General features: G+C 73.7%; 14 protein-coding genes and 3 pseudogenes. 3 read left to right on the top strand and 14 right to left on the bottom strand.

The features are described from left to right. Window positions 1-17: 17 nt before the first annotated feature. Window positions 18-650: an NAD(P)-dependent oxidoreductase gene (locus FHU37_RS13485; protein WP_179814428.1), complete on the top strand. Its 633-nt coding sequence runs from the start codon at window positions 18-20 to the stop codon at window positions 648-650. A 1-nt stretch (window position 651) separates the two neighbouring features. Beyond that, window positions 652-1,530 (top strand): SGNH/GDSL hydrolase family protein, encoded by an 879-nt coding sequence (locus FHU37_RS13480; protein WP_179814427.1) that lies wholly within the window; start codon window positions 652-654, stop codon window positions 1,528-1,530. Window positions 1,531-1,980: 450 nt separating this feature from the next. On the opposite strand, the gene FHU37_RS13475 is transcribed toward FHU37_RS13480, so the two are convergent. Beyond that, window positions 1,981-2,904 (bottom strand): hypothetical protein, encoded by a 924-nt coding sequence (locus FHU37_RS13475; RefSeq protein WP_179814426.1) that lies wholly within the window; start codon window positions 2,902-2,904, stop codon window positions 1,981-1,983. A gap of 171 nt (window positions 2,905-3,075) precedes the next feature. On the opposite strand from FHU37_RS13475, the gene FHU37_RS13470 reads away from it, so the two are divergent. Further along, the gene (locus FHU37_RS13470) at window positions 3,076-4,038 is read left to right on the top strand and encodes an iron-sulfur binding domain-containing protein (RefSeq protein ID WP_179814425.1); all 963 of its coding nucleotides are present in this window, start codon (window positions 3,076-3,078) and stop codon (window positions 4,036-4,038) included. A 70-nt stretch (window positions 4,039-4,108) separates the two neighbouring features. On the opposite strand, the gene FHU37_RS13465 is transcribed toward FHU37_RS13470, so the two are convergent. The 13 genes and pseudogenes from FHU37_RS13465 to panC all read right to left on the bottom strand — a co-directional run. Beyond that, complete coding sequence (locus FHU37_RS13465) at window positions 4,109-4,546, bottom strand: VOC family protein (RefSeq protein ID WP_179814424.1); 438 nt, start codon at window positions 4,544-4,546, stop codon at window positions 4,109-4,111. A 789-nt stretch (window positions 4,547-5,335) separates the two neighbouring features. Beyond that, window positions 5,336-7,849: an ATP-dependent Clp protease ATP-binding subunit gene (locus FHU37_RS13460; protein WP_179814423.1), complete on the bottom strand. Its 2,514-nt coding sequence runs from the start codon at window positions 7,847-7,849 to the stop codon at window positions 5,336-5,338. Window positions 7,850-8,900: 1,051 nt separating this feature from the next. Further along, entirely contained in the window at window positions 8,901-9,233 is a 333-nt protein-coding gene (locus FHU37_RS13455) for a histone-like nucleoid-structuring protein Lsr2 (protein ID WP_179814422.1), read from the bottom strand. A 435-nt stretch (window positions 9,234-9,668) separates the two neighbouring features. Then, window positions 9,669-10,172: an amino-acid N-acetyltransferase gene (locus FHU37_RS13450; RefSeq protein WP_179814421.1), complete on the bottom strand. Its 504-nt coding sequence runs from the start codon at window positions 10,170-10,172 to the stop codon at window positions 9,669-9,671. A gap of 9 nt (window positions 10,173-10,181) precedes the next feature. Then, window positions 10,182-10,751 carry a BlaI/MecI/CopY family transcriptional regulator gene (locus FHU37_RS13445; RefSeq protein ID WP_179814420.1) on the bottom strand — a complete coding sequence of 190 codons (570 nt, stop codon included), beginning with the start codon at window positions 10,749-10,751 and terminating at the stop codon, window positions 10,182-10,184. A gap of 179 nt (window positions 10,752-10,930) precedes the next feature. Further along, the gene (locus FHU37_RS13440; RefSeq protein WP_179814419.1) at window positions 10,931-11,095 is read right to left on the bottom strand and encodes a hypothetical protein; all 165 of its coding nucleotides are present in this window, start codon (window positions 11,093-11,095) and stop codon (window positions 10,931-10,933) included. Between the two features lie 52 nt (window positions 11,096-11,147). Continuing rightward, window positions 11,148-12,635 (bottom strand): annotated as a pseudogene (gene lysX, locus FHU37_RS13435) (bifunctional lysylphosphatidylglycerol synthetase/lysine--tRNA ligase LysX); the annotation flags it as partial. Between the two features lie 1,036 nt (window positions 12,636-13,671). After that, a complete protein-coding gene (locus tag FHU37_RS29325) occupies window positions 13,672-14,481 on the bottom strand; it encodes a hypothetical protein (protein WP_179814417.1) in 810 nt (269 codons plus the stop codon). A gap of 65 nt (window positions 14,482-14,546) precedes the next feature. Further along, window positions 14,547-15,398, bottom strand: coding sequence for a type III pantothenate kinase (locus FHU37_RS13425; protein WP_179814416.1), 852 nt, complete (start codon window positions 15,396-15,398; stop codon window positions 14,547-14,549). Window positions 15,399-15,563: 165 nt separating this feature from the next. Further along, complete coding sequence (gene nadC / locus FHU37_RS13420) at window positions 15,564-16,577, bottom strand: carboxylating nicotinate-nucleotide diphosphorylase (protein ID WP_179814415.1); 1,014 nt, start codon at window positions 16,575-16,577, stop codon at window positions 15,564-15,566. Next, window positions 16,574-18,340 (bottom strand): L-aspartate oxidase, encoded by a 1,767-nt coding sequence (locus FHU37_RS13415; protein WP_179814414.1) that lies wholly within the window; start codon window positions 18,338-18,340, stop codon window positions 16,574-16,576. The genes nadC and FHU37_RS13415 overlap by 4 nt, the downstream gene beginning before the upstream one ends. A 158-nt stretch (window positions 18,341-18,498) precedes the next feature. Continuing rightward, window positions 18,499-18,885: pseudogene (gene panD, locus FHU37_RS13410) on the bottom strand (aspartate 1-decarboxylase); the annotation flags it as partial. A gap of 3 nt (window positions 18,886-18,888) precedes the next feature. Further along, window positions 18,889-19,731, bottom strand: a pseudogene (gene panC / locus FHU37_RS28180) (pantoate--beta-alanine ligase); the annotation flags it as partial. Window positions 19,732-19,877 lie beyond the last annotated feature (146 nt).

Below are 19,877 nucleotides of genomic sequence, written 5' to 3'. Positions count from 1 at the left end.
CCCTTCGGGAGGGCTCCATGCGCATGACCGTCTTCGGCGCGACCGGCGGCACGGGGGCGCACCTCGTGCGGCAGGCGCTCGCCGCCGGCCACCACGTCACAGCGGTCGTCCGGGACCCAGCGCGCCTCGGCCAGGCGGAGCACCCACGGCTCGAACCGGTGGTCGCCGACGCGATGGACCCGGACGCGGTCGCGCCGACGCTGGCCGGTCGGGACGCCGTCATCTCCACGCTGGGCCCACGCACCAGGGGCGAGGGATCCGTGTGCTCCGACGGCGCCCGCGCGATCACCACCGCGATGCGCGCCGTCGGAACGCGCCGCCTGGTCGTCGTCACCGCCAGCGGACACGTCGTCGACGGCGGCGACGGGCCGTTCACCCGAGCGGTCGTCAAGCCGATGCTGCGGCGCTACCTCAGGGAGGGGTTCGCCGACTTCGCCCGCACCGACCAGGTCGTCCGGGACAGCGGCCTGGACTGGACGATCATGCGCCCGCCCCGCCTCACCGAGGGCCGGCGCCGCCCCTACCGCACCGCCGTCGACCGCAACGTGCGCGGCGGCATCACCATCTCCCGCGCCGACCTGGCGCACGCCATCCTCGCCGCGCTGGAGAACCCGGCCAGCATCGGCCACACCATCGGACTGGGGTACTGAGATGAGGACATCGACCCCAGGGACCTCACGGGCCGCAGGCCGGTGGCGGATCCGGCTGCCCCGGAGCCGGAGCCGGCGCGTCGCCCTCGCGCTGTGCCTGCTGCTCGTCGGCGTGCTCGGCGTCGGGAGCGTCCCCGGATACCTCACGTTCCTGCGCGGGCCCGACAACCCGCCGGCCGAGGCCTGCGCCGACGGGAACACCCCGGGCCGACCGGTCGTCGTCGCGGCCGGCGCCAGCATGACCCAGGGCACACTCGGCGCGGACTGGGTGGGCGCGCTGCGCGACCGGCCCGAGTACCGGGGACACGAGGTGGTCAACGCCGGCGTCAACGGCAGCACCAGCGCCGACCTGCGGCAGCGGGTGGACAGCGACATCGTGGCGTGCCGGCCGGACGCGGTCGTGGTCCTGATCGGCGCCAACGACGTCCGCGGGGACGTGCCGCCGGAGGAGTACCGGGAGAACCTGGAGGCGATCGTCGACCGGGTGAGTGCCCGAACCACCGCCAGGATCGCGCTGATGTCCCTGCCGCCGCTCGGCGAGGACCTCGACTCCGAGCTCAATCGCAGGCTCGCCGGGTACAACGCCGTGATCGAGGAGACCGCCACCGGCAGCGGGGCCGACTACCTGCCCCTGCACGAGCGGATGGCCGACCTCCTGCGGCAGCGCGCCGGTGAACCGACGCCCTACGCCTTCAGCTTCCCGCTGGCGTACGTCGCGGCGACGAAGCACTACCTGCTGGGGCGCAGTTGGGACGAGGTCGCCCGCAGCCACCGGCTCGAACTCCTCGTCGACCACCTCCACCTGAGCGACCGGGGCGGCGCCATCGTCACCGACCTCACCGCGCAATGGCTGAGTACCGGGGACGGCGCCAGCGACTGAATGCCGAGGGCGACGCCGGTGGCCGAACGCCGAGGGCGACGCCAGTGGCTGAATGCAGAGGACGACGCCAACGCGAGTCATGCACACGCTCACAGTTGTCCACAGGACGCGATTGGGGGGATGCGCTGAGTTGCTGCCTGATGGGATCCTGAAGAAAGGGGGTCCCCCCAGAGCAGGTGGTTGATCAGGCAACGAAAGCTGGCATGCTCCTGGCGGCTGAGAGGCAGCCGCAGGGCGGTCAGGCAGCATGCGCAAGGCAGGGTCGGCTCGGGCATGTCTGGCCGGACGGGCGGACAGACGCCGGACGGCCGGACGGAGGGAAGCCGGCATCTGGCGGCTGCTAGACGCCAGCCGACCAACCGACCCAGCTGCCCAGCCGCCAACCAACCAACCAACCACCCAGCTGCCCCGCCGCCAGCTGCCCCGCCCGCCAGCCGCCCGGAACCTGCCTCAGGACTGCAGGCGGAAGGAGATGCGCGCCTCGATCAGGCCGGCCACCTCGCCCACCACCAGGTACGTCCCGTTCCCCGGCGTCGCCCCCGGCACGGCGGTCGGGCAGCCCTCCGCGCTGCGTTCCCGCTCCCAGTCGAACTCCCGGGAGACCTCTCCGCCCGCCGGCACCGCCACCAGTTCGGTGCCGCCGGCGTCGGCCGGGCAGTCCGCCGAGGACCACACCCGTTCCCCGCCGCTGCCGCTGATGGTCAGCCTGGCCGACCGCTTCCCCAGGTCCACCGCACACGCCAGGTCGCCGCCGTTGCGCACGGTCAGCGTGAAGCGCGGCGTCTGCGTCGGCTCGTACGCGTTGTGCTCGCTGGTCACCGAGAGCGCGAGGTCGCCGGCGGCGCAGCGCGGCAGCGCCGCGGGGTCCACGCCGGAGGTGCCCGAGCCGGAACCGGAGCCCGAGCCTCCGGAGCCCGATGCGCCCCCGGCCGACGCCCCGCCGTCGCCCGTGGCGGCGTCCCCGGAGCTCCCGTCCGCGCCGCCGGAGTCAGCGCCGCCGTCGCCGCCGGACGTCTGCGTACCCCCGGACGCCGCGGCGGCGCCCTCGCCGCCGGTCGCCTCCTCGTCCGCCCCGGTGGAGGAGCCGTCCGACGAGCCGCCGTCGCTCTCCCCCGCCGTCCCCGTTCCCCCGGAGCCCCCCGGACGGGTGTCGATGCCCGGACCGCTCGGCCCGGGTTCCGGGGTGATCGACGCCGCCGGCCCGGGCGAGGAGTCCCCGCCGGCCTGGGGGTCGTCGCCGTCGCCGCCGAGCGCGGCCGTACAGGCCCACGCGAACAGGGCCACCGCCAGGATCAACGCGGCCGCGACCAGGATCCGCCGTCGCCAGTAGATGGAGGACGGCAGGGGGCCGATGGGGTTGCGGAGAGAGGACACGGAGAAACTTTACGGAAGATCCTTTGGCCTGCCGTACGTATCAGCGCCGTGTTTCCCCACCGTCTTTCAGATCATCCGCCTATCAGCCAAGCGGTCCGCCGGTGGCCGCCCGGGGGAGCCCCCGGTGAGCCCTCCGGAGCCACCCGTCGGGCATGGCAGTATCAGGACGCGATGACTACTGCCTCCACTCCGCGCCAGCGACGCAGCCCGGGCCCGCGTCGCAGCCCCGGCGCCGCGCCGACCGTCGTCCCTGCCGCACCGCTCGCCGACCTGCTGCACGAACGCGTCCTCGACTGGTACCGCCGCGAGGCCCGTGACCTGCCCTGGCGGGCCCCCGACGCCACCCCGTGGTCGATCATGGTCAGCGAGTTCATGCTCCAGCAGACCCCGGTCAAGCGCGTGCTGCCGAAGTGGCAGGAGTGGATGGAGCGCTGGCCCACCCCGGCCGCCCTCGCCGCCGAACCGCCCGGCGAGGCGATCCGCGCCTGGGGCCGTCTCGGCTACCCGGGCCGCGCGCTGCGGCTGCACTCCGCCGCCACCGCCATCACCCAGCGGCACGGCGGCCGGGTGCCCGAGGACCACGCCGCGCTGCTCGCCCTCCCCGGGGTGGGCGAGTACACCGCGGCGGCGGTCGCGTCCTTCGCGTTCCGGCAGCGCCACGCCGTGCTGGACACCAACGTCCGCCGGGTCTACGCCCGCGTCGTCGACGGGGTGCAGTACCCGCCGAACGCCACCACCGCCGCCGAACGGCGGACGGCCGCCGCGCACCTGCCCGAGGACGCGGAGACGGCCGCCCGCTGGGCGGTGGCCGTGATGGAGCTGGGGGCGCTGGTGTGCACGGCGCGCACCCCGGAGTGCGCGCGCTGCCCCCTCGCCGACGCCTGCGCCTGGCGGCTGGCCGGCCACCCGCCGCACGACGGCCCGGCCCGGCGCGGCCAGGCCTACGCCGGCACGGACCGCCAGGTGCGCGGGCGGCTGCTGGCCGTGCTGCGGGAGGCCGACGGGCCGGTGGAGCAGGCACGGCTCGACCAGGTCTGGGACGACGCCGTGCAGCGCGCCCGGGCCCTCGACGGGCTGGTCGCGGACGGGCTGGTGGAGCCGGTCGAGCAGGGGGTGTACCGGCTCCCGGGGTAGCGCGACGCGGCGGACCGGTCGCCCGGGCGGCACCGGGCGCCGCACCCCCCGACCGGCCGACCGGGCGCGGTCAGCCGGAGGCGGCGGTGGGGGCCGGACGCTCGTGGCGCTGGGTGAGGCTGAACCAGTTGCCGGAGTCGTCGCGGAACACCGCCTCGATTCCGTAGGGGCGCTCGGCGGGCTCCTGGAGGAAGACCACGCCCTTGGCCGACAGCTCCCGGTAGGTGGCGTGGCAGTCGTCGGTGGCCATCACGCCGGCGCCCAGCACCCCCTTGCCGACGAGCGCCCGCACCTGCTCGGCGGATTCCGGGTCCAGCATCGGCGGCCCCGGCACGCACAGGGTGAGTTCGACGTCCGGCTGCCGTGGGGAACCGACCGTGAGCCACCGGGCGCCCGGGCCCATCTCCGCGTCGGTCCGCACCTCGAATCCCAGCTTCGAGGTGTAGAACTCCTTGGCCGAGTCCTGGTCCAGCACCCATACGGTCGCGATGGACAGGCCAGTGATCATGGTGTTCTCCCGGATGAGGAGGGTGTTGTGTTGCCTGTCCTGCCACGTTAGGGCGGCCAGCAGCAGACGGCTTCTCGAGAATTCCGCCGCCTGGCCCCGTGTGGGACGCCGCAGCGGATCGCTTCCCCGGTGGGTGGCGCCGGAAGCCGTCGGCCCGCAACAACGCGAAACACCCCGGGATGGGCGGCGGTCCGTCGCTCAGAACACGCTCTCGATACACGGTGGGTGACATTCCCGCTCGGACCTGAAGCTGGTGCGGAATGTGCCGCACCGGGGAAACCCACCAGCGGGCATATCCCCGTGCGAAGTGCCGGCGGGAGTAACCCGGCGGCGCCGCGGGAGCATTGCGGGCGGGAGCGCATTGAGATCGGGCCGCCGTGCCCAATCCCGCTCCATGGGCTGCTGCGCCAACCTCGTCCACCGCGGTTTGTCGATGTCCGCCAGTTCGCCGAGAGGGACCTTCCTGGTACCCGACGACGGCACTCGGCACTGCCACCCCGGCACTGCCCGCCACTCGGCAACTGCCGGCCGCTGGACAACTGTCGGGCGGCCGTGTCGGGAATTCCCCGTGGGCCGGTTCGTCGCCTTGTCGGAACAACGGCTGGCGTATGCGGCCCGAGGCACGGCCCGGTCGCGGCACGGCCGGAGACACGGCGAGGGCCCCGCACCGCATGGGTGCGGGGCCCTCGCCGTGTGCCCTGTCGCCGGGGTGCCCGGGGGCACGTCCGGCGCGCGCCGGGGGCTCCCCGGGTGGGGCCCGCCTACGGCCTCACCCGGGGAGCCTCGGCGTCACTCCTTGGAGAGGTTCGGCCCGGAAGCCGACTCCACCGGCGGAGCGTCCGGCAGCGCCGCCTTCTCCTCACCCTTGAAGGTGAAGGTGGCGTCGTCGCCGTCGCCCTGGGTGTCGACGACCACGATGTGACCGGGGCGCAGCTCGCCGTAGAGGATCTTCTCGGAGAGCGCGTCCTCGATCTCCCGCTGGATCGTCCGGCGCAGCGGCCGGGCGCCCAGCACCGGGTCGTAGCCGCGCTTGGCCAGCAGGGCCTTGGCGGACGGGCGCAGCTCCAGGCCCATGTCGCGGTCCTTGAGCCGCTCGTCGACCTTGGCGGCCATCAGGTCGACGATCCGGATGATGTCCTCCTGCGAGAGCTGGTGGAACACCACGATGTCGTCGACGCGGTTGAGGAACTCGGGGCGGAAGTGCTGCTTGAGCTCCTCGCCGACCTTGGCCTTCATCCGCTCGTAGCCGGTCTGGACGTCGCCCTTGGCCGCGAAGCCGAGGTTGAAGCCCTTGGAGATGTCCCGGGTGCCGAGGTTGGTGGTCATGATGATGACGGTGTTCTTGAAGTCGACCACCCGGCCCTGGGAGTCGGTCAGCCGACCGTCCTCCAGGATCTGCAACAGGGAGTTGAAGATGTCCGGGTGGGCCTTCTCCACCTCGTCGAACAGGACCACGGAGAACGGCTTGCGGCGCACCTTCTCGGTGAGCTGGCCGCCCTCCTCGTAGCCCACGTAGCCGGGCGGGGAGCCGAAGAGCCGCGAGACGGTGTGCTTCTCGGAGAACTCCGACATGTCCAGCTGGATCAGGGCGTCCTCGTCGCCGAAGAGGAACTCCGCCAGCGTCTTGGACAGCTCGGTCTTACCCACGCCGGACGGGCCGGCGAAGATGAACGAACCGCCGGGACGCTTCGGGTCCTTCAGGCCGGCGCGGGTGCGCCGGATGGCCTGGGAGAGCGCCTTGATGGCGTCCTGCTGGCCGATGACGCGCTTGTGCAGCTCGTCCTCCATGCGCAGCAGGCGGGAGGACTCCTCCTCGGTGAGCTTGAACACCGGGATGCCCGTGGCGGTCGCCAGGACCTCCGCGATCAGCTCCTCGTCGACCTCGGCGACGACGTCCATGTCGCCGGCCTTCCACTCCTTCTCCCGCTTGGCCTTGCGGGCGAGGAGCTGCTTCTCCTTGTCGCGCAGCGAGGCGGCGGCCTCGAAGTCCTGCGCGTCGATCGCGGACTCCTTCTCCCGGCGCACGTCGGCGATCTGCTCGTCGAACTCGCGCAGGTCCGGCGGCGCGGTCATCCGGCGGATGCGCATCCGGGAACCGGCCTCGTCGATCAGGTCGATCGCCTTGTCCGGCAGGAAGCGGTCGGAGATGTAGCGGTCGGCGAGCGTGGCGGCGGCGACGAGGGCGGCGTCCGTGATGGACACCCGGTGGTGCGCCTCGTAGCGGTCGCGCAGGCCCTTGAGGATCTCGATGGTGTGCTGCAGCGAGGGCTCGGCGACCTGGATCGGCTGGAAGCGGCGCTCCAGCGCGGCGTCCTTCTCCAGGTGCTTGCGGTACTCGTCCAGGGTGGTGGCACCGATGGTCTGCAGCTCGCCGCGGGCCAGCATGGGCTTGAGGATGCTGGCGGCGTCGATCGCGCCCTCGGCGGCGCCCGCGCCGACGAGCGTGTGCAGCTCGTCGATGAACAGGATGATGTCGCCGCGGGTGCGGATCTCCTTGAGGACCTTCTTCAGCCGTTCCTCGAAGTCACCGCGGTAGCGGGACCCGGCGACCAGGGCGCCGAGGTCGAGGGTGTACAGCTGCTTGTCCTTGAGCGTCTCGGGGACCTCGCCCTTGACGATGGCCTGCGCCAGGCCCTCGACGACGGCGGTCTTGCCGACGCCGGGCTCGCCGATCAGGACGGGGTTGTTCTTGGTACGGCGGGACAGCACCTGCATGACCCGCTCGATTTCCTTCTCGCGCCCGATGACCGGGTCGAGCTTGGCCTCGCGGGCCGCCTGCGTGAGGTTGCGGCCGAACTGGTCGAGAACCAGGGAGGTGGAGGGGGTCCCCTCGGCGGGGCCGCCCGCCGTGGCGGTCTCCTTGCCCTGGTAGCCGGAGAGCAGCTGGATCACCTGCTGCCGCACCCGGTTGAGGTCGGCGCCAAGCTTCACGAGGACCTGGGCGGCCACGCCCTCGCCCTCACGGATCAGGCCGAGCAGGATGTGCTCGGTGCCGATGTAGTTGTGACCGAGCTGAAGGGCCTCTCGAAGGGACAGCTCCAGCACCTTCTTGGCCCGCGGAGTGAAGGGGATGTGGCCGCTCGGGGCCTGCTGGCCCTGGCCGATGATCTCCTCCACCTGCTGCCGGACCGCCTCGAGCGAAATGCCGAGGCTCTCCAGTGCCTTCGCAGCGACACCCTCACCCTCGTGGATCAGGCCCAGGAGGATGTGCTCGGTGCCGATGTAGTTGTGGTTGAGCATCCGGGCCTCTTCCTGGGCCAGGACGACAACTCGCCGCGCGCGGTCGGTGAACCTCTCGAACATCGTTAATCGCTCCTCAGAGCGGTCGGGCAGATCGGGGACCGTCCCCTCCCTGTCCTTCCGCATGCTAGTCCCGCATGCAGGACAGCTCACTTCATCCGTCGATACCCACCACCGGGTCCTTGCCGGAAGCAGTAGACATCTGTCTCTAACTCGATATTGGGGGAGGCTGTTCCCGCAGGCCACGGGGTTCACCATGATCCGGCTACGCCGATGGCGAACGCGGGCCCACGACACGGTCCCCGCCAGGCCCCGCCCCCTCCCCCTTTACCACCGGCATCCGCGCGTCAACGCCCTCGTCGACGTGTACCTACCCCGCCGGACCGCGCCTCCATGCGGCCGGGTGTACCGCCGATGTCTCCACCCTGTCTCGCGGGTGGCCGTCAGGCAACTTCGCCGGTGGCGCGCCGCGCTCGCGGGGGACGGCCGGGCCCGCCCCGGGGGCGGTGGCGGTGGCGGCGGGGCCGCGGCGGGGCACTGGCGCGACGGTGGCGCGGCACTGCCCCGGAGGGTGGCGCGGCGCTGGTCAGCGCCCTGGCGGGCGGTGCGGGCGGGCCGCGGCCGGGCGGTGTGGGGCGGCGTGGGGCGGAGGCCCGGGAAGGAGCGCCGAGGGGGCGCGGAGGGCCGCGGGGCGGGTGGCGGCCGACGGAGGGTTGCGCGGCCGCCACGGGAAGCCCTCGGGGCGGAAGGCTCCGGATGCCTTCCGCCCCGAGGGACTCGCCGGGGTCCGGCCGGAGATCCGACCGGGACCCGACCGGGGGACCCGACCGGGGGACTCGGCCGAGGGGCGTGGCGGCGGGCCCGCCTGCTGCCGCGGGTCTGTCGCCCGCGGTATGGCGTGTGCCCGTCACGTCGATGGGCGGTGCCGCCGCGCGCCGTGCCGCGCCCCGCGTCGGGCCGCCGACGGCGGGCCGCCCACCGTTCGCCCGCCACCGCCCGGGGCCCCACCGGCCCACGGGCGGTCGTCGCGGTGGCCGGGGCCGGCCTGTTCCGGGCCCACCGCCCTCCCCTGCCCCATGGGGCAGGGCGGTGGATCCTCACGTCACGGCGACCGTCAGGCGTGCGCCTTCTCGTAGGCCTCGCGGACGTGAGCCGGAACCCGGCCGCGGTCGTTCACCTCGAGGTTGTTCTCCTTGGCCCACTGGCGGATCTTCGCGGTGTCCCCGCTGGAGACCGACTGCTTGGCGCCGCCCCGCCCACGGACCGCGCGCCCGCCGACCCGGCGACCACCCTTGAGGTACGGGTCGAGCAGCCCGCGAAGCTTGTCCGCATTGGCAGTGGAGAGGTCGATCTCGTACGAAACGCCGTCCAGGGCGAACGTCACGGTCTCGTCGGCCTCGCCGCCTTCGAGGTCGTCGACAAGAAGTACCTGAACCTTCTGTGCCACAAGCTGCCCTTTCATCGAAAACGGATTACCAGGAGTAAAGGAAACCGCTTTTCGCCGGAAAACTCAAACCCGCCGGCACGATCCGCCCTCCACAGGCCAGCCCCGGACCGCCGTCAAGCGCCGGATCTCGCCCATGGCGACGGCCGTTCCCCACTCCCGTCTTCCCGCCGACTTCCCGCTCCGCCGGGACCGGACGAGCACAACGTGTTCGATCCGACAGGCGGCGCGGCTCATCGGCGGGATGGGTTCTCCCTCCCTTGCGCCCCATCGGGCAAGGAGGAGTCCCATTGGCTGGAAGGGTAACGCCATGGGCGCTTCGGTAACACGTGTCGATGGCTTCCGGTGTCCACTACAGGGATCAGCGGTGGCATGCCGCGTGTTCCCCAACTGTTACCCCGAGCGTTCCCGGCCGCTTCCCGGCCGTCGTCTAGGACTTCACAGGTGCAGCAGCATCCGGGTGTTTCCCAGGGTGTTGGGCTTGACCCGCTCCAAGTCCAGGAACTCGGCCACACCCTCGTCACCGCTGCGCAACAACTCCTCGTAGACACCACGGTCCACCGGGGTCTCACCGATCTTCACGAAGCCGTGCCGGGCGAAGAAGTCGACCTCGAAGGTCAGGCAGAAAATCCGCCTGACGCCGAGCCAACGGGCCGTCTCCAGCAACTTGGACAGCAGTCGGTGGCCCACGCCGTGGCCCCGGCAGTCCGGGTGGACCGCGAGGGTGCGGACCTCGGCGAGGTCCTCCCACATCACGTGCAGGGCTCCGCAGGCGACGATGTCGCCGTGCGAGTCGCGTTCGGCCACCCAGAACTCCTGTACGTCCTCGTACAGGGTGACGGTCGGCTTGTCGAGCAGAATGCTGTCGCGGACGTAGGCGTCCAGCAACTGCCGCACGGCGCGGACGTCGGTCGTGCGGGCCCGTCGAATGGTGACCTCCATGGGGCGACGCTACCCGGTCGGTGGAGGGCGCCGGTCCGCAGGAGGGGCCGCCTCGGGCGGTTCGGGCGGTTCGAGGGCTTCGGGGGCTTCGGCCGCTTCGGGGGCCACCTCGGGCGCCGCGGGGCCGGTGGCCGCGGGGGAAGGGGGCTCCGGCGGGGAGGGGCTTTCCTGCGGGGAGGGGGTGGCCGGAGGGCTCGGTGGGGCAGGGGAGTCGGGCGGGGCCGGGGGGACGACCCGCAGGGCGTCGCGCAGCGCGTCGAGCTCCTCGGCGGACATGCTTCCGATGAAGTGCACCAGCGCCGCCGCGCGGTTCTCGCTGGTCGCCCAGGCGTCGCGCATCAGGGCGGCGGTGTACGCCTCGCGGGTCGCGACGGGCGCGTAGCGGAAGGCCCGGCCCTCGCGCTCCCGGCGCAGCCATCCCTTCTGGTGCAGCTTGTCCATCACGGTCATCACCGTGGTGTACGCGATGTCACGCTCCAGCAGCAGGTCGTCGAGGACCTCGCGGACGGTGACGGGACGGTTCCAGGTCCAGATCCGGGTCATCACCGCGTCCTCCAGGTCCCCGAGACGTCTGGGCATGGACGACGCTCCGATCCGCGGCGATCAGCAGTTCCACGGCCATCGTAGGCGATATATCGCCACAAATCGGACAGATGCCGGCGGGCCGCCACCCGCACGGAACCTCCGTGGGATGACGGCCCGCACCGCTTCGGGGAGGCCGGCCGGCGGCCGGTCCCCCGGGACCGGGCGTCCCGCGGTCAGCCGCGGCCGGCGGCCTCGCGCTCCGCGGCGATGGCCGCGTCCACCGCCGCGTCCTCCTTGGCCTTCATCGCGCCACCCTGGTTGCGGATGATCGTCACGATGACGGCGGCGAAGGCCACGGCCATGACCACCGGCGGAAACAGTGCCTCGACGTACTCCATCGCTCTCGCTCCCCTTCGTAGCTGACCAGGTCCCGGGCGGCTGTCCGGGCCGTCACTCCGGCTTGACCAGCGGGAACAGCACGGTCTCCCGGATGTTCTTGTCGGTGAGCAGCATGATCAGCCGGTCCACGCCCAGCCCCATGCCACCGGTCGGCGGCATGGCGTACTCCAGGGCCCGCAGGAAGTCCTCGTCCAACTGCATGGCCTCCGGGTCGCCACCGGCCGCCAGCAGCGACTGGGCGGTGAGGCGACGGCGCTGCTCGACCGGGTCCACCAGCTCGGAGTAGCCGGTGCCCATCTCGGCGCCGAAGATGATCAGGTCCCACTTCTCCGCCACCCCGGGCTCGCTGCGGTGCGCGCGGACCAGCGGGGAGACCTCGGTGGGGTAGTCCCGGATGAACGTCGGCTCGACGGTGCGCTCCTCCAGCAGGCGCTCCACCATCTCCAGCACGATCTGGCCGTGCCCCCAGCCGGGCTCGTAGGGGATGCCCGCCCGGTCGGCCAGCTTGCGCAGCGCCTCGACGCTGGTCTGCGGAGTGACCTCCTCGCCCAGCGCCTCGGAGATGCCGCCGTAGACGGTGATCTGCCGCCACGGCTCGGCGAGGTCGATCTCCCGCTCGGTGCCGTCGTGGGCCCGGCCGCGCACCACGGTGGTGCCGAGCGCCGCCTGGGCCGCCTCCAGCACCAGCGCGCGGGTCAGCTCCGCCATCGTGTCGTACGTCCCGTAGGTCTCGTACGCCTCGAGCATGGTGAACTCGGGGTTGTGCGTGGCGTCCGCGCCCTCGTTGCGGAAGTTGCGGTTGATCTCGAAGACCTTCTCCGCGCCGCCGACCACCAGCCGCTTCAGGTACAGCTCCGGCGCGATGCGCAGGTACAGGTCCATGTCGTACGCGTTGATGTGGGTGCGGAACGGGCGGGCGTTGGCGCCGCCGTGGACCGTCTGCAGCATCGGCGTCTCGACCTCGGTGAAGTCCCTGCCCTCCAGGGTGGAGCGGAGGGAGCGGACCACCTTGCTGCGCAGGTAGAGCATCTCCCGCGCGGCCGGGTTGACGATGAGGTCGACGTAGCGCTGGCGGACCCGCGCCTCGGGGTCGGTCAGGCCCTTGTGCTTCTCCGGGAGCGGACGCAGGCACTTGGCGGTGAGCTCCCAGCGGTCCACCATCACCGACAGCTCGCCGCGGCGGGAGGTGATCACCTCGCCCTCGACGCCGACGTGGTCGCCGAGGTCGATGTCGCGCTTCCAGTCGGCCAGGCGCTCCTCGCCCAGGCGGTCCAGGGAGAGCATCGCCTGGAGGTCGCCGGTGCCGTCCCGGAGGGTGGCGAAGCAGAGTTTCCCGCCGGTGCGGCTGAGCACCACCCGACCGGTCACGCCCACCCGGACACCGGTGGCGGTGTCGGGGGCGAGGTCGGGGTACTCGGACCGCAGGTCCGCGATGGTGGTCGTCCGCGGGAAGCCGACCGGGTACGGGTCGACGCCGGCGGCGCGCAGCCGGTCCAGCTTCTCGCGCCGGACCCGCATCTGCTCGGGGAGATCGTCGGTCTCGGAGGCGGGATTGCTATCGGTCACCTGTCAAGGGTATCCAGGCGCCGGGGGTGCTCCCGCCGGGGCCGGGTGCGCATCAGGTGTGTCGTCCGCCGCGTTCGGCCGCCGGGGGGGGAGGGAGGGGCGACGGCGGGGAGGGCGCGGGCGGGAGGTGGGGGCACCGGAGGCGGGAGGACGGGAGGCGGGGGACGAAGGGCGCGGCGGTGGGACGGAGGGCGGAGGGCGGGGGGACGAAGGGCGCGGCGGCGGGCTCCCCTCCCGGCCTTCCTGGCAGATGGCCAGCGATCGAAGCTTGCCGGCATCGGTCATGCACCTGCCGGGAGTTGTCCACAGGGAGCATTTAAGGGACTGCGCTCAGTGACAGCCCCATGGGATCCTGAGAACAGGGGGTCCCCCCAGAGCAAATGGTTGATCAGACAACCACTCCTGGCATGGCCCTGACGCAGAACCGGCGGGCCTCAAGCAACGGCGGCCAGCACGCGACACGGAACTGTGGAGGATGCGGCGGCCAGCACGCGACACGGAACTGTGGAGGATGCGGCGGCCGGTACGCGACAGGGAGCGGTGGAGGATGCGGGGCCGGTACGCGACAGGGAGCAGCGGGGATGCCGGGCGCCGACAGCGAATGGCATCCAAGCGAATGACGTCCAGGAAAGAGCCATGGCCGAACGCCGCCGAAGAAGAGTCATGCACCTGCCGGAAGTTATCCACAGGGAGCACATGAGGGGCTGCGGTCAGTGACAGCCGCGTGGGATCCTGAAAGAGGGGGTCCCCCAGAGCAATGGTTGATTAGGCAACAAGATGTGGCATGGCCCTGACCGCACCGCCAGGTTCAGCGGTGGCTCCAGGCAGCCTCTCCAGCCAGCCTCTCCGGCCTCTTCCACCCGCCGGGCCTACCCCCGCCAACTGGGCTCTTCTCCAGCCTTCTCCAGCAGCCGGCCATCCTCCTCCCTCCCCCCAGCCCCTGCCGGCAGCCCTTCGAAGACCCGCCGCCTGGCCGCGCCCGGTCCAGGACCACCGATGGGCCGGGCCCTCAGCCGGTGGCGAGGGCGCGGGAAGCAGTGGGGCGGCGGCCGGAGGCGGGTACCGATGGGCGCTCGGCGGGGCGCTGCCGCCAGACCTCGTTCGGAGTCGGCACGGCCACCCCCGCCACCCCCGCCGGCGTCGACCGGCATGAGGAGCGCGGGCAGCCGCCGGCGGAGGAGGATGAGGAGCGCGGGAGGCCGAGGAGGGTCGTCGTCCGGGCCTGCGCACCCCGCTGCTCGCCGGCCGACTGCGCGGCCTTGGTCGCGGCGGGTCCGGGCAGGCCGACGAGCCCGGAGCGGTCCGCGGTGGCGGAGCAGACCGCCCGACCGCCCGACCGGGGGCGGGTGGCGAGCGCCGCCTGGACGTTCAGCCGCGCCTCCACGGCCTCCTCGGCCAGGCGGTGGCAGCGGGCCGAGAGCTCCGCGCGGCGGGCCCGCTCGGCGGGTGAGCAGGGCTGCGTGAGGAGTCCGCGCAGCGCCGCCAGGTCGTCGGCCACCGGCAGGTATCCGGCCCGCAGCGCCTCGCGGAGGCGTTCCAGGTAGCCGGGGGCGCTGCCGGGGAGCGTCTGGCGGTAGCGCACGAGGTCCTCCACGAGGAAGGCGCGCTGCCGGCCGCTCTCGCCGTCCGCCTCGTCGATGGCCTCGCTCAGCCGCACATAGGCGCGGACGTCCTCCACCCAGGCGGTCTGGGCGGACGTGCCGTCCCCGTGGGCGGCCGGCCAGACGCCGTGCAGCGCCGGCGGGTCCGGGGCCGGGGAGCGTAGGGCCTGGGCGAGGGCGCGGCGCAGGACGCGCAGCTCGTCGGCGCTGAACGCCATACCGCCTCGTGATCCGTGTGGCGTGGGCATGGATCACACACTACGAGCAAATCCGGCAAATCCGTTCAAACTCGATCGGCGCGTCCAGTGGTGCGATCAGGAACGGTGCCCCTTCCCTCCCGGGCGGCCGTGCGTTCGTAGACGAGCCGCAGGCCGGTCAGGGTCAGCCACGGGTCGTGCACGGTGATCGTGCGGGCCTCCCCCAGCACGATCGGCGCCAGGCCGCCGGTGGCGATCACCGGCACGTCCTCGGGCGCCAGCGAGGTGCCCGCCACCAGCTCGTCCAGCATCCGCCGCACGACTCCGTCCACCTGCCCGGCGAATCCGAAGACGATCCCAGACTGCAGCGCCTCCACGGTGTTCCGCCCGATCACCGAGCGCGGCCGCACCGGCTCCACGGTGCGCAGCTGGGCGCCGTGCTGCTTCAGGGCGTCCATCGAGACGGCGATGCCGGGGGCGATCGCCCCGCCGACGTACTGGCCGCGGGCGTTGATCGCGTCGAACGTCGTCGCCGTGCCCAGGTCGACCACCACGCACGGCCCGGGGCCGTAGCGCGTCACCGCGGCCAGCGCGTTGACGATGCGGTCGGCGCCCACCTCCTTGGGGTTGTCGGTGAGCACCGGCAGCCCGGTGCGCACCCCGGGGCCGATGACGACGCCGGTGGCCTCGGGGAAGTGGCCGGCCATCATCTCGCGCAGCGCCGGCAGCACGACCGGAACCTGACAGCACACGCAGATGCCGGTGACCGACCGCCCGGCCGCCTCGGGGTGGCTCGCCATCAGGCCGCGCAGCAGGGTGGCCAGCTCGTCGGCGGTGCGGCGCGGATCGGTGGACAGCCGCCAGTGGGCGACCAGCCGGTCGCCGTCGAACAGCCCGAGCACGGTCTGTGTGTTGCCCGCGTCGATGGTGAGCAGCAAATCCGACCTCCGTCAGCCCCCGGACCAGCGTGCTGCCACGGTATCCGGCTTCCGGGCGACCGGCCCGCCGCCCTCCGCCCCAGCGGACCAGGCCGTGGCGGAGGGCGGCGCCGGGCGCGCAGAAGGGCGAAGGGCGGCGAGGGGCGGCGCAGGGCCGCGAGGGGCTCAGGCCTCGGCCTCGCGCAGGTCCAGCCCGATGTCCAGGACCGGCGCGGAGTGGGTCAGCGCGCCCACCGCCACGTAGTCGACGCCGGTGGCGCCCACCTCGGCGGCGTCCGCCAGGGTCAGGCCGCCGCTGGCCTCCAGCACGGCGCGGCCGGCCACCAGCCGCACCGCCTCGCGCATCTGGTCCGGCGTGAAGTTGTCCAGCAGGATCAGGTCCGCGCCCGCCTCGACGGCCGGGAGGATCTGGTCCAGCCGGTCCACCTCCACCTCGATCGGCAGTTCGGGGAAGCGCTCGCGCACGGCGCGGAACGCCTCCGCGACGCCGCCCGCGGCCACCACGTGGTTGTCCTTGACCAGCGCGGCGTCGGAGAGCGACATCCGGTGGTTGACGCCGCCGCCGCAGCGCACCGCGAACTTCTCCAGGGCGCGCAGACCGGGGGTGGTCTTGCGGGTGTCCCGCACCTTCGCCGCGCCGCCGCCGGCGGCCAGCGCGTCCGCCCAGGCCCGGGTGGCGGTGGCGACGCCGGAGAGGTGGCAGAGCAGGTTCAGCGCGCTGCGCTCGGCGGTGAGCAGGTCGCGGATCCGGCCGCTGATCGAGAGCACCACCTGCCCGGCGGCCACCCGGTCGCCGTCCGCGACCGGGCGCTCGACCTCGAAGTCGGACTCGGCGACGACGGAGAAGACGGCCTCGGCGATCCGCAGGCCGGCCACCGTGCCGGCGGCGCGGGCGGTGAAGTCGGCCGTGCCGACGGCGTCCTCGGGGACGGTCGCCACGGTGGTGACGTCCTCCCCGCCGGCGAGGTCCTCCTCCACGGCCATGGCCGCCACGTACTCCACGTACTCCGGGTCGAGGCCCTGTTCGAGCAGCAGTTCCTGGAGCGCCGGGTCGAGGCCGCAGGCGTCCTCGGCGGCGCAGCCGCAGCCGTCTCCGCAGCCCCCGGTGGTGGCGTCGGCGTCGGCGCCGAGCAGCGGGAGCTCGGTGTGCGGGTGGGGCTCGGTCTGGGGGGTGCTCACGGCTGTTGCTCCAGGTGGGGGGTGGGGTGGGTCGCGTGGGGCAGGTCGGTCGGCGGGACGGGCGGGCCGGCGACGGCCACCGGACGGCCGTCGGCGTCCAGCCGCACGAGCACCCGGCGCGCCCAGCGGGCGTCGTCGCGCTCGGGGCGGTCCTCCCGCCAGTGCGCGCCCCGGGTCTCCTCGCGCAGCGCGGCCGCGGCCACCAGGGCGCGGGCCACGGTGTGCAGGTTGGCGGTCTCCCACCCCTGGACGCCGGGCGCGGCGCGGTCGGCGTCGCCGGCCGGGGGCAGCGCCAGCCGGTCCAGTTCCTCCGCGGCCTTGGCCAGGCCGTCGGCCCCGCGCAGCACGCCCGCGCCCAGCGACATCACGCGCTGGATGTCGCCGCGGGCCCCGGCCGGCAGGGCGGGCAGGGTCCGCGGGGCGGCGGCGGGGGCGTCCGTGGCGCGCTCGGCCGCACGCTCGGCGGCGTGGCGGGCGGCCAGGTCGGCGCCGATCCGTTCGGCGAAGACGAGCCCCTCCAGCAGGGAGTTCGACGCCAGCCGGTTGGCGCCGTGCACGCCCGTGCAGGCGACCTCGCCGCAGGCGTACAGCCCGGGCACGGAGGTGCGTCCGACCAGGTCGGTGACCACCCCGCCGCTGGCGTAGTGCGCAGCCGGCACCACCGGGATCAGCTCGGTGACCGGGTCGATGCCGTGCGCCCGGCAGGAGGCCAGGATGGTCGGGAACCTCTCCCGCCACATCCGCTCTCCGAACGACCGGCCGTCCAGGTAGGCGCACTCCGCGCCGGTCTCCCGCATCCGGGCCATGATCCCCTTGGCCACGACGTCCCGGGGGGCGAGCTCGGCCAGTTCGTGCCGGCCCAGCATGAAGCGGGTGCCGCCGGACTCGGGCGGGCCGTCGACCAGCACCGCGCCCTCGCCGCGCACCGCCTCGGAGATCAGCGGCTGCTGGCCCTGCGCACCGGGCCCCAGCCACAGCACGGTGGGGTGGAACTGCACGAACTCCAGGTCGGCCACCTCGGCGCCGGCCCGCAGGGCGAGCGCCACGCCGTCGCCGGTGGAGACGGCGGGGTTGGTCGTCGCGGAGAACACCTGGCCCAGTCCGCCGGTGGCCAGCACCACCGAGCGGGCCCGCACCGCGCCCACGCCGTCCCGGCTGCCCTCCCCCATCACGTGCAGGGTGACGCCGGCCGCGTGCCCGGCCGCGTCGGTGAGCAGGTCCAGGACCAGGGCGTGCTCGATCACCTCGACGCCGCCGGCGCGCACGGCCGCGACCAGCGCCCGGGATATCTCGGCGCCGGTCGCGTCGCCGCCGGCGTGGACGATGCGCCGCCGCAGGTGGCCGCCCTCGCGGGTGAGCAGCAGGGAGCCGTCGTCGGCCAGGTCGAAGCGGGCGCCGGTGTCGATCAGCCGCCGCACCGCGCCGGGGCCGTCCTCGACCAGCGCGCGCACGGCGTCCGCGTCGCTGAGGCCGGCGCCGGCCACCAGGGTGTCGCGCAGGTGCTGCTCGGGGCTGTCCCCCTCGCCGAGGGCGGCGGCAACGCCGCCCTGGGCCCAGCGGGTGGAGCCGGCGTCCAGCACCGTCTTGGTGACCAGCAGCACGCTGCCGGCCTCGCGGGCCCGCAGCGCGGCGGTCAGGCCGGCCACCCCGGAGCCGACCACCACGGTGTCGACCCGGACCTCCCATCCGGGCGCGGGGGCGGCCAGCCGGAAGCGGTGCCGCTCGGGCACGGCGGTGGCCGATGCGGAGGGCTGGGGCGTCATCGCGCCGCCACTCCGGCCACTCCGGTCACCCCGGCGGCCTCGGCCGCCTCGGCCGGCTCGGTCGCCTCGATCCGGGCGTCCAGGGCGTCGAGGGCGTCCAGTGCGGCCGGGGGGCGGACGGCGCCCGCCGGGCGGGCGGTGGCCGCCCCGCTCACGGTGTCCGATCCGGGGACCGGCTCGGCGGCGTCCGAGCCCAGGGCGACGATCCGGTTGTCCCGGTCCACGTGCACCACCCGCGGGCGGTAGCGGCGCGCCTCGGCGTCCTCCATCTGTCCGTAGGCGATGAGGATCACCAGGTCACCGGGGTGCACCAGGCGGGCGGCGGCACCGTTGATGCCGATCACCCCGCTGCCGCGCTCCCCCTCGATGATGTACGTCTCCAGCCGGGCGCCGTTGTCTATGTCGACGATGTGCACCAGCTCGCCGGGCAGCAGGTCGGCGGCGTCCAGCAGGTCGGCGTCCACGGTGACCGAGCCCACGTAGTGCAGGTCGGCCTGGGTGACCGTGGCACGGTGGATCTTGGACTTCAACATGGTGCGGAGCATCTGTCACGCCTCCTCGCCGCGCGCCCCGCCCGGGCGGGCGGGCAGTTCCAGCGGCAGATTGTCGATCAGTCGGGTGGTGCCGATCCGGGCCGCCACGGCGAGGACAGCGGGACCGGTGTGGTCGGGAGGTGCCGGGGTGAAGCCGGCCGGGTCGATCAGCGCCAGGTAGTCGAGCGCCAGCGGCGGCTCGGCGTCCTCCGCGCGGCGCAGCACCTCCTCGGCGGCCTCGACGGCCGCGCGGGCGCCCTGACCGGGGGCGGCGCCGGCGGCGGCGTCCCGCCCGGCGCGCAGCGCGGCGGACAGCGCCAGCGCGGTGACCCGCTCCTCGGCGCTGAGGTACCGGTTGCGGCTGGACATGGCCAGGCCGTCCGGTTCGCGGACCGTGGGGACGCCGCGGATCTCCACCGCCAGGTTGAGGTCGCGGGCCATCCGGCGGATCGCGGCGAGCTGCTGGGCGTCCTTCTCGCCGAAGAACGCGAGGTCGGGGCGGACCAGGTTGATCACCTTGGCGACGACGGTGAGCACCCCGTCGAAGTGCCCGGGGCGCGAGGCGCCCTCGAAGCGTTCGCCGATCGGGCCGGCGGTGATCCGCACCAGCGGCTCCCCGCCGGGGTAGACCTCCTCGACGGACGGGGCGAAGACGACGTCCGCGCCGGCCCGCCCGGCCAGTTCCACGTCGGCGTCGAGGGTGCGCGGGTAGCGGTCGAGGTCCTCGCCGGCGCCGAACTGGAGCGGGTTGACGAAGACGCTGACCACGACCGTGCCGTCGGGGCCGGCCGCCCGCCGGGCCTCGCGGACCAGCGTGGCGTGGCCCTCGTGCAGGGCGCCCATGGTCATCACCAGGGCCAGCGGCCCGGCGTCCCGGTGGGCGCCCACGGCCTGCTCCAGCTGGGCGCGGGTGCGCACCAGCAGCGGGCGGGGGGCTTCGGCCGGGTCGGCGCCGGTGGCGTCGGGGTCGGTGGCCGCAGCGGCCGGGTCGGTGGCGGGAGCGG

This window comes from Allostreptomyces psammosilenae, assembly GCF_013407765.1.
Taxonomy (GTDB): domain Bacteria; phylum Actinomycetota; class Actinomycetes; order Streptomycetales; family Streptomycetaceae; genus Allostreptomyces; species Allostreptomyces psammosilenae.
This window is presented reverse-complemented; position numbering and strand designations above follow the sequence as displayed.

What these genes read in the sequence shown, in the direction of transcription:
- FHU37_RS13440 (WP_179814419.1), bottom strand. Translation starts at nt 11,095, where the DNA reads ATGGAGTACGTCGAGGCACTGTTTCCGCCGGTGGTCATGGCCGTGGCC.
- FHU37_RS13480 (WP_179814427.1), top strand. Translation starts at nt 652, where the DNA reads ATGAGGACATCGACCCCAGGGACCTCACGGGCCGCAGGCCGGTGGCGG.
- FHU37_RS13445 (WP_179814420.1), bottom strand. Translation starts at nt 10,751, where the DNA reads ATGCCCAGACGTCTCGGGGACCTGGAGGACGCGGTGATGACCCGGATC.
- FHU37_RS13415 (WP_179814414.1), bottom strand. Translation starts at nt 18,340, where the DNA reads ATGACGCCCCAGCCCTCCGCATCGGCCACCGCCGTGCCCGAGCGGCAC.
- FHU37_RS13470 (WP_179814425.1), top strand. Translation starts at nt 3,076, where the DNA reads ATGACTACTGCCTCCACTCCGCGCCAGCGACGCAGCCCGGGCCCGCGT.
- FHU37_RS13465 (WP_179814424.1), bottom strand. Translation starts at nt 4,546, where the DNA reads ATGATCACTGGCCTGTCCATCGCGACCGTATGGGTGCTGGACCAGGAC.
- FHU37_RS29325 (WP_179814417.1), bottom strand. Translation starts at nt 14,481, where the DNA reads ATGGCGTTCAGCGCCGACGAGCTGCGCGTCCTGCGCCGCGCCCTCGCC.
- FHU37_RS13460 (WP_179814423.1), bottom strand. Translation starts at nt 7,849, where the DNA reads ATGTTCGAGAGGTTCACCGACCGCGCGCGGCGAGTTGTCGTCCTGGCC.
- FHU37_RS13450 (WP_179814421.1), bottom strand. Translation starts at nt 10,172, where the DNA reads ATGGAGGTCACCATTCGACGGGCCCGCACGACCGACGTCCGCGCCGTG.
- FHU37_RS13485 (WP_179814428.1), top strand. Translation starts at nt 18, where the DNA reads ATGCGCATGACCGTCTTCGGCGCGACCGGCGGCACGGGGGCGCACCTC.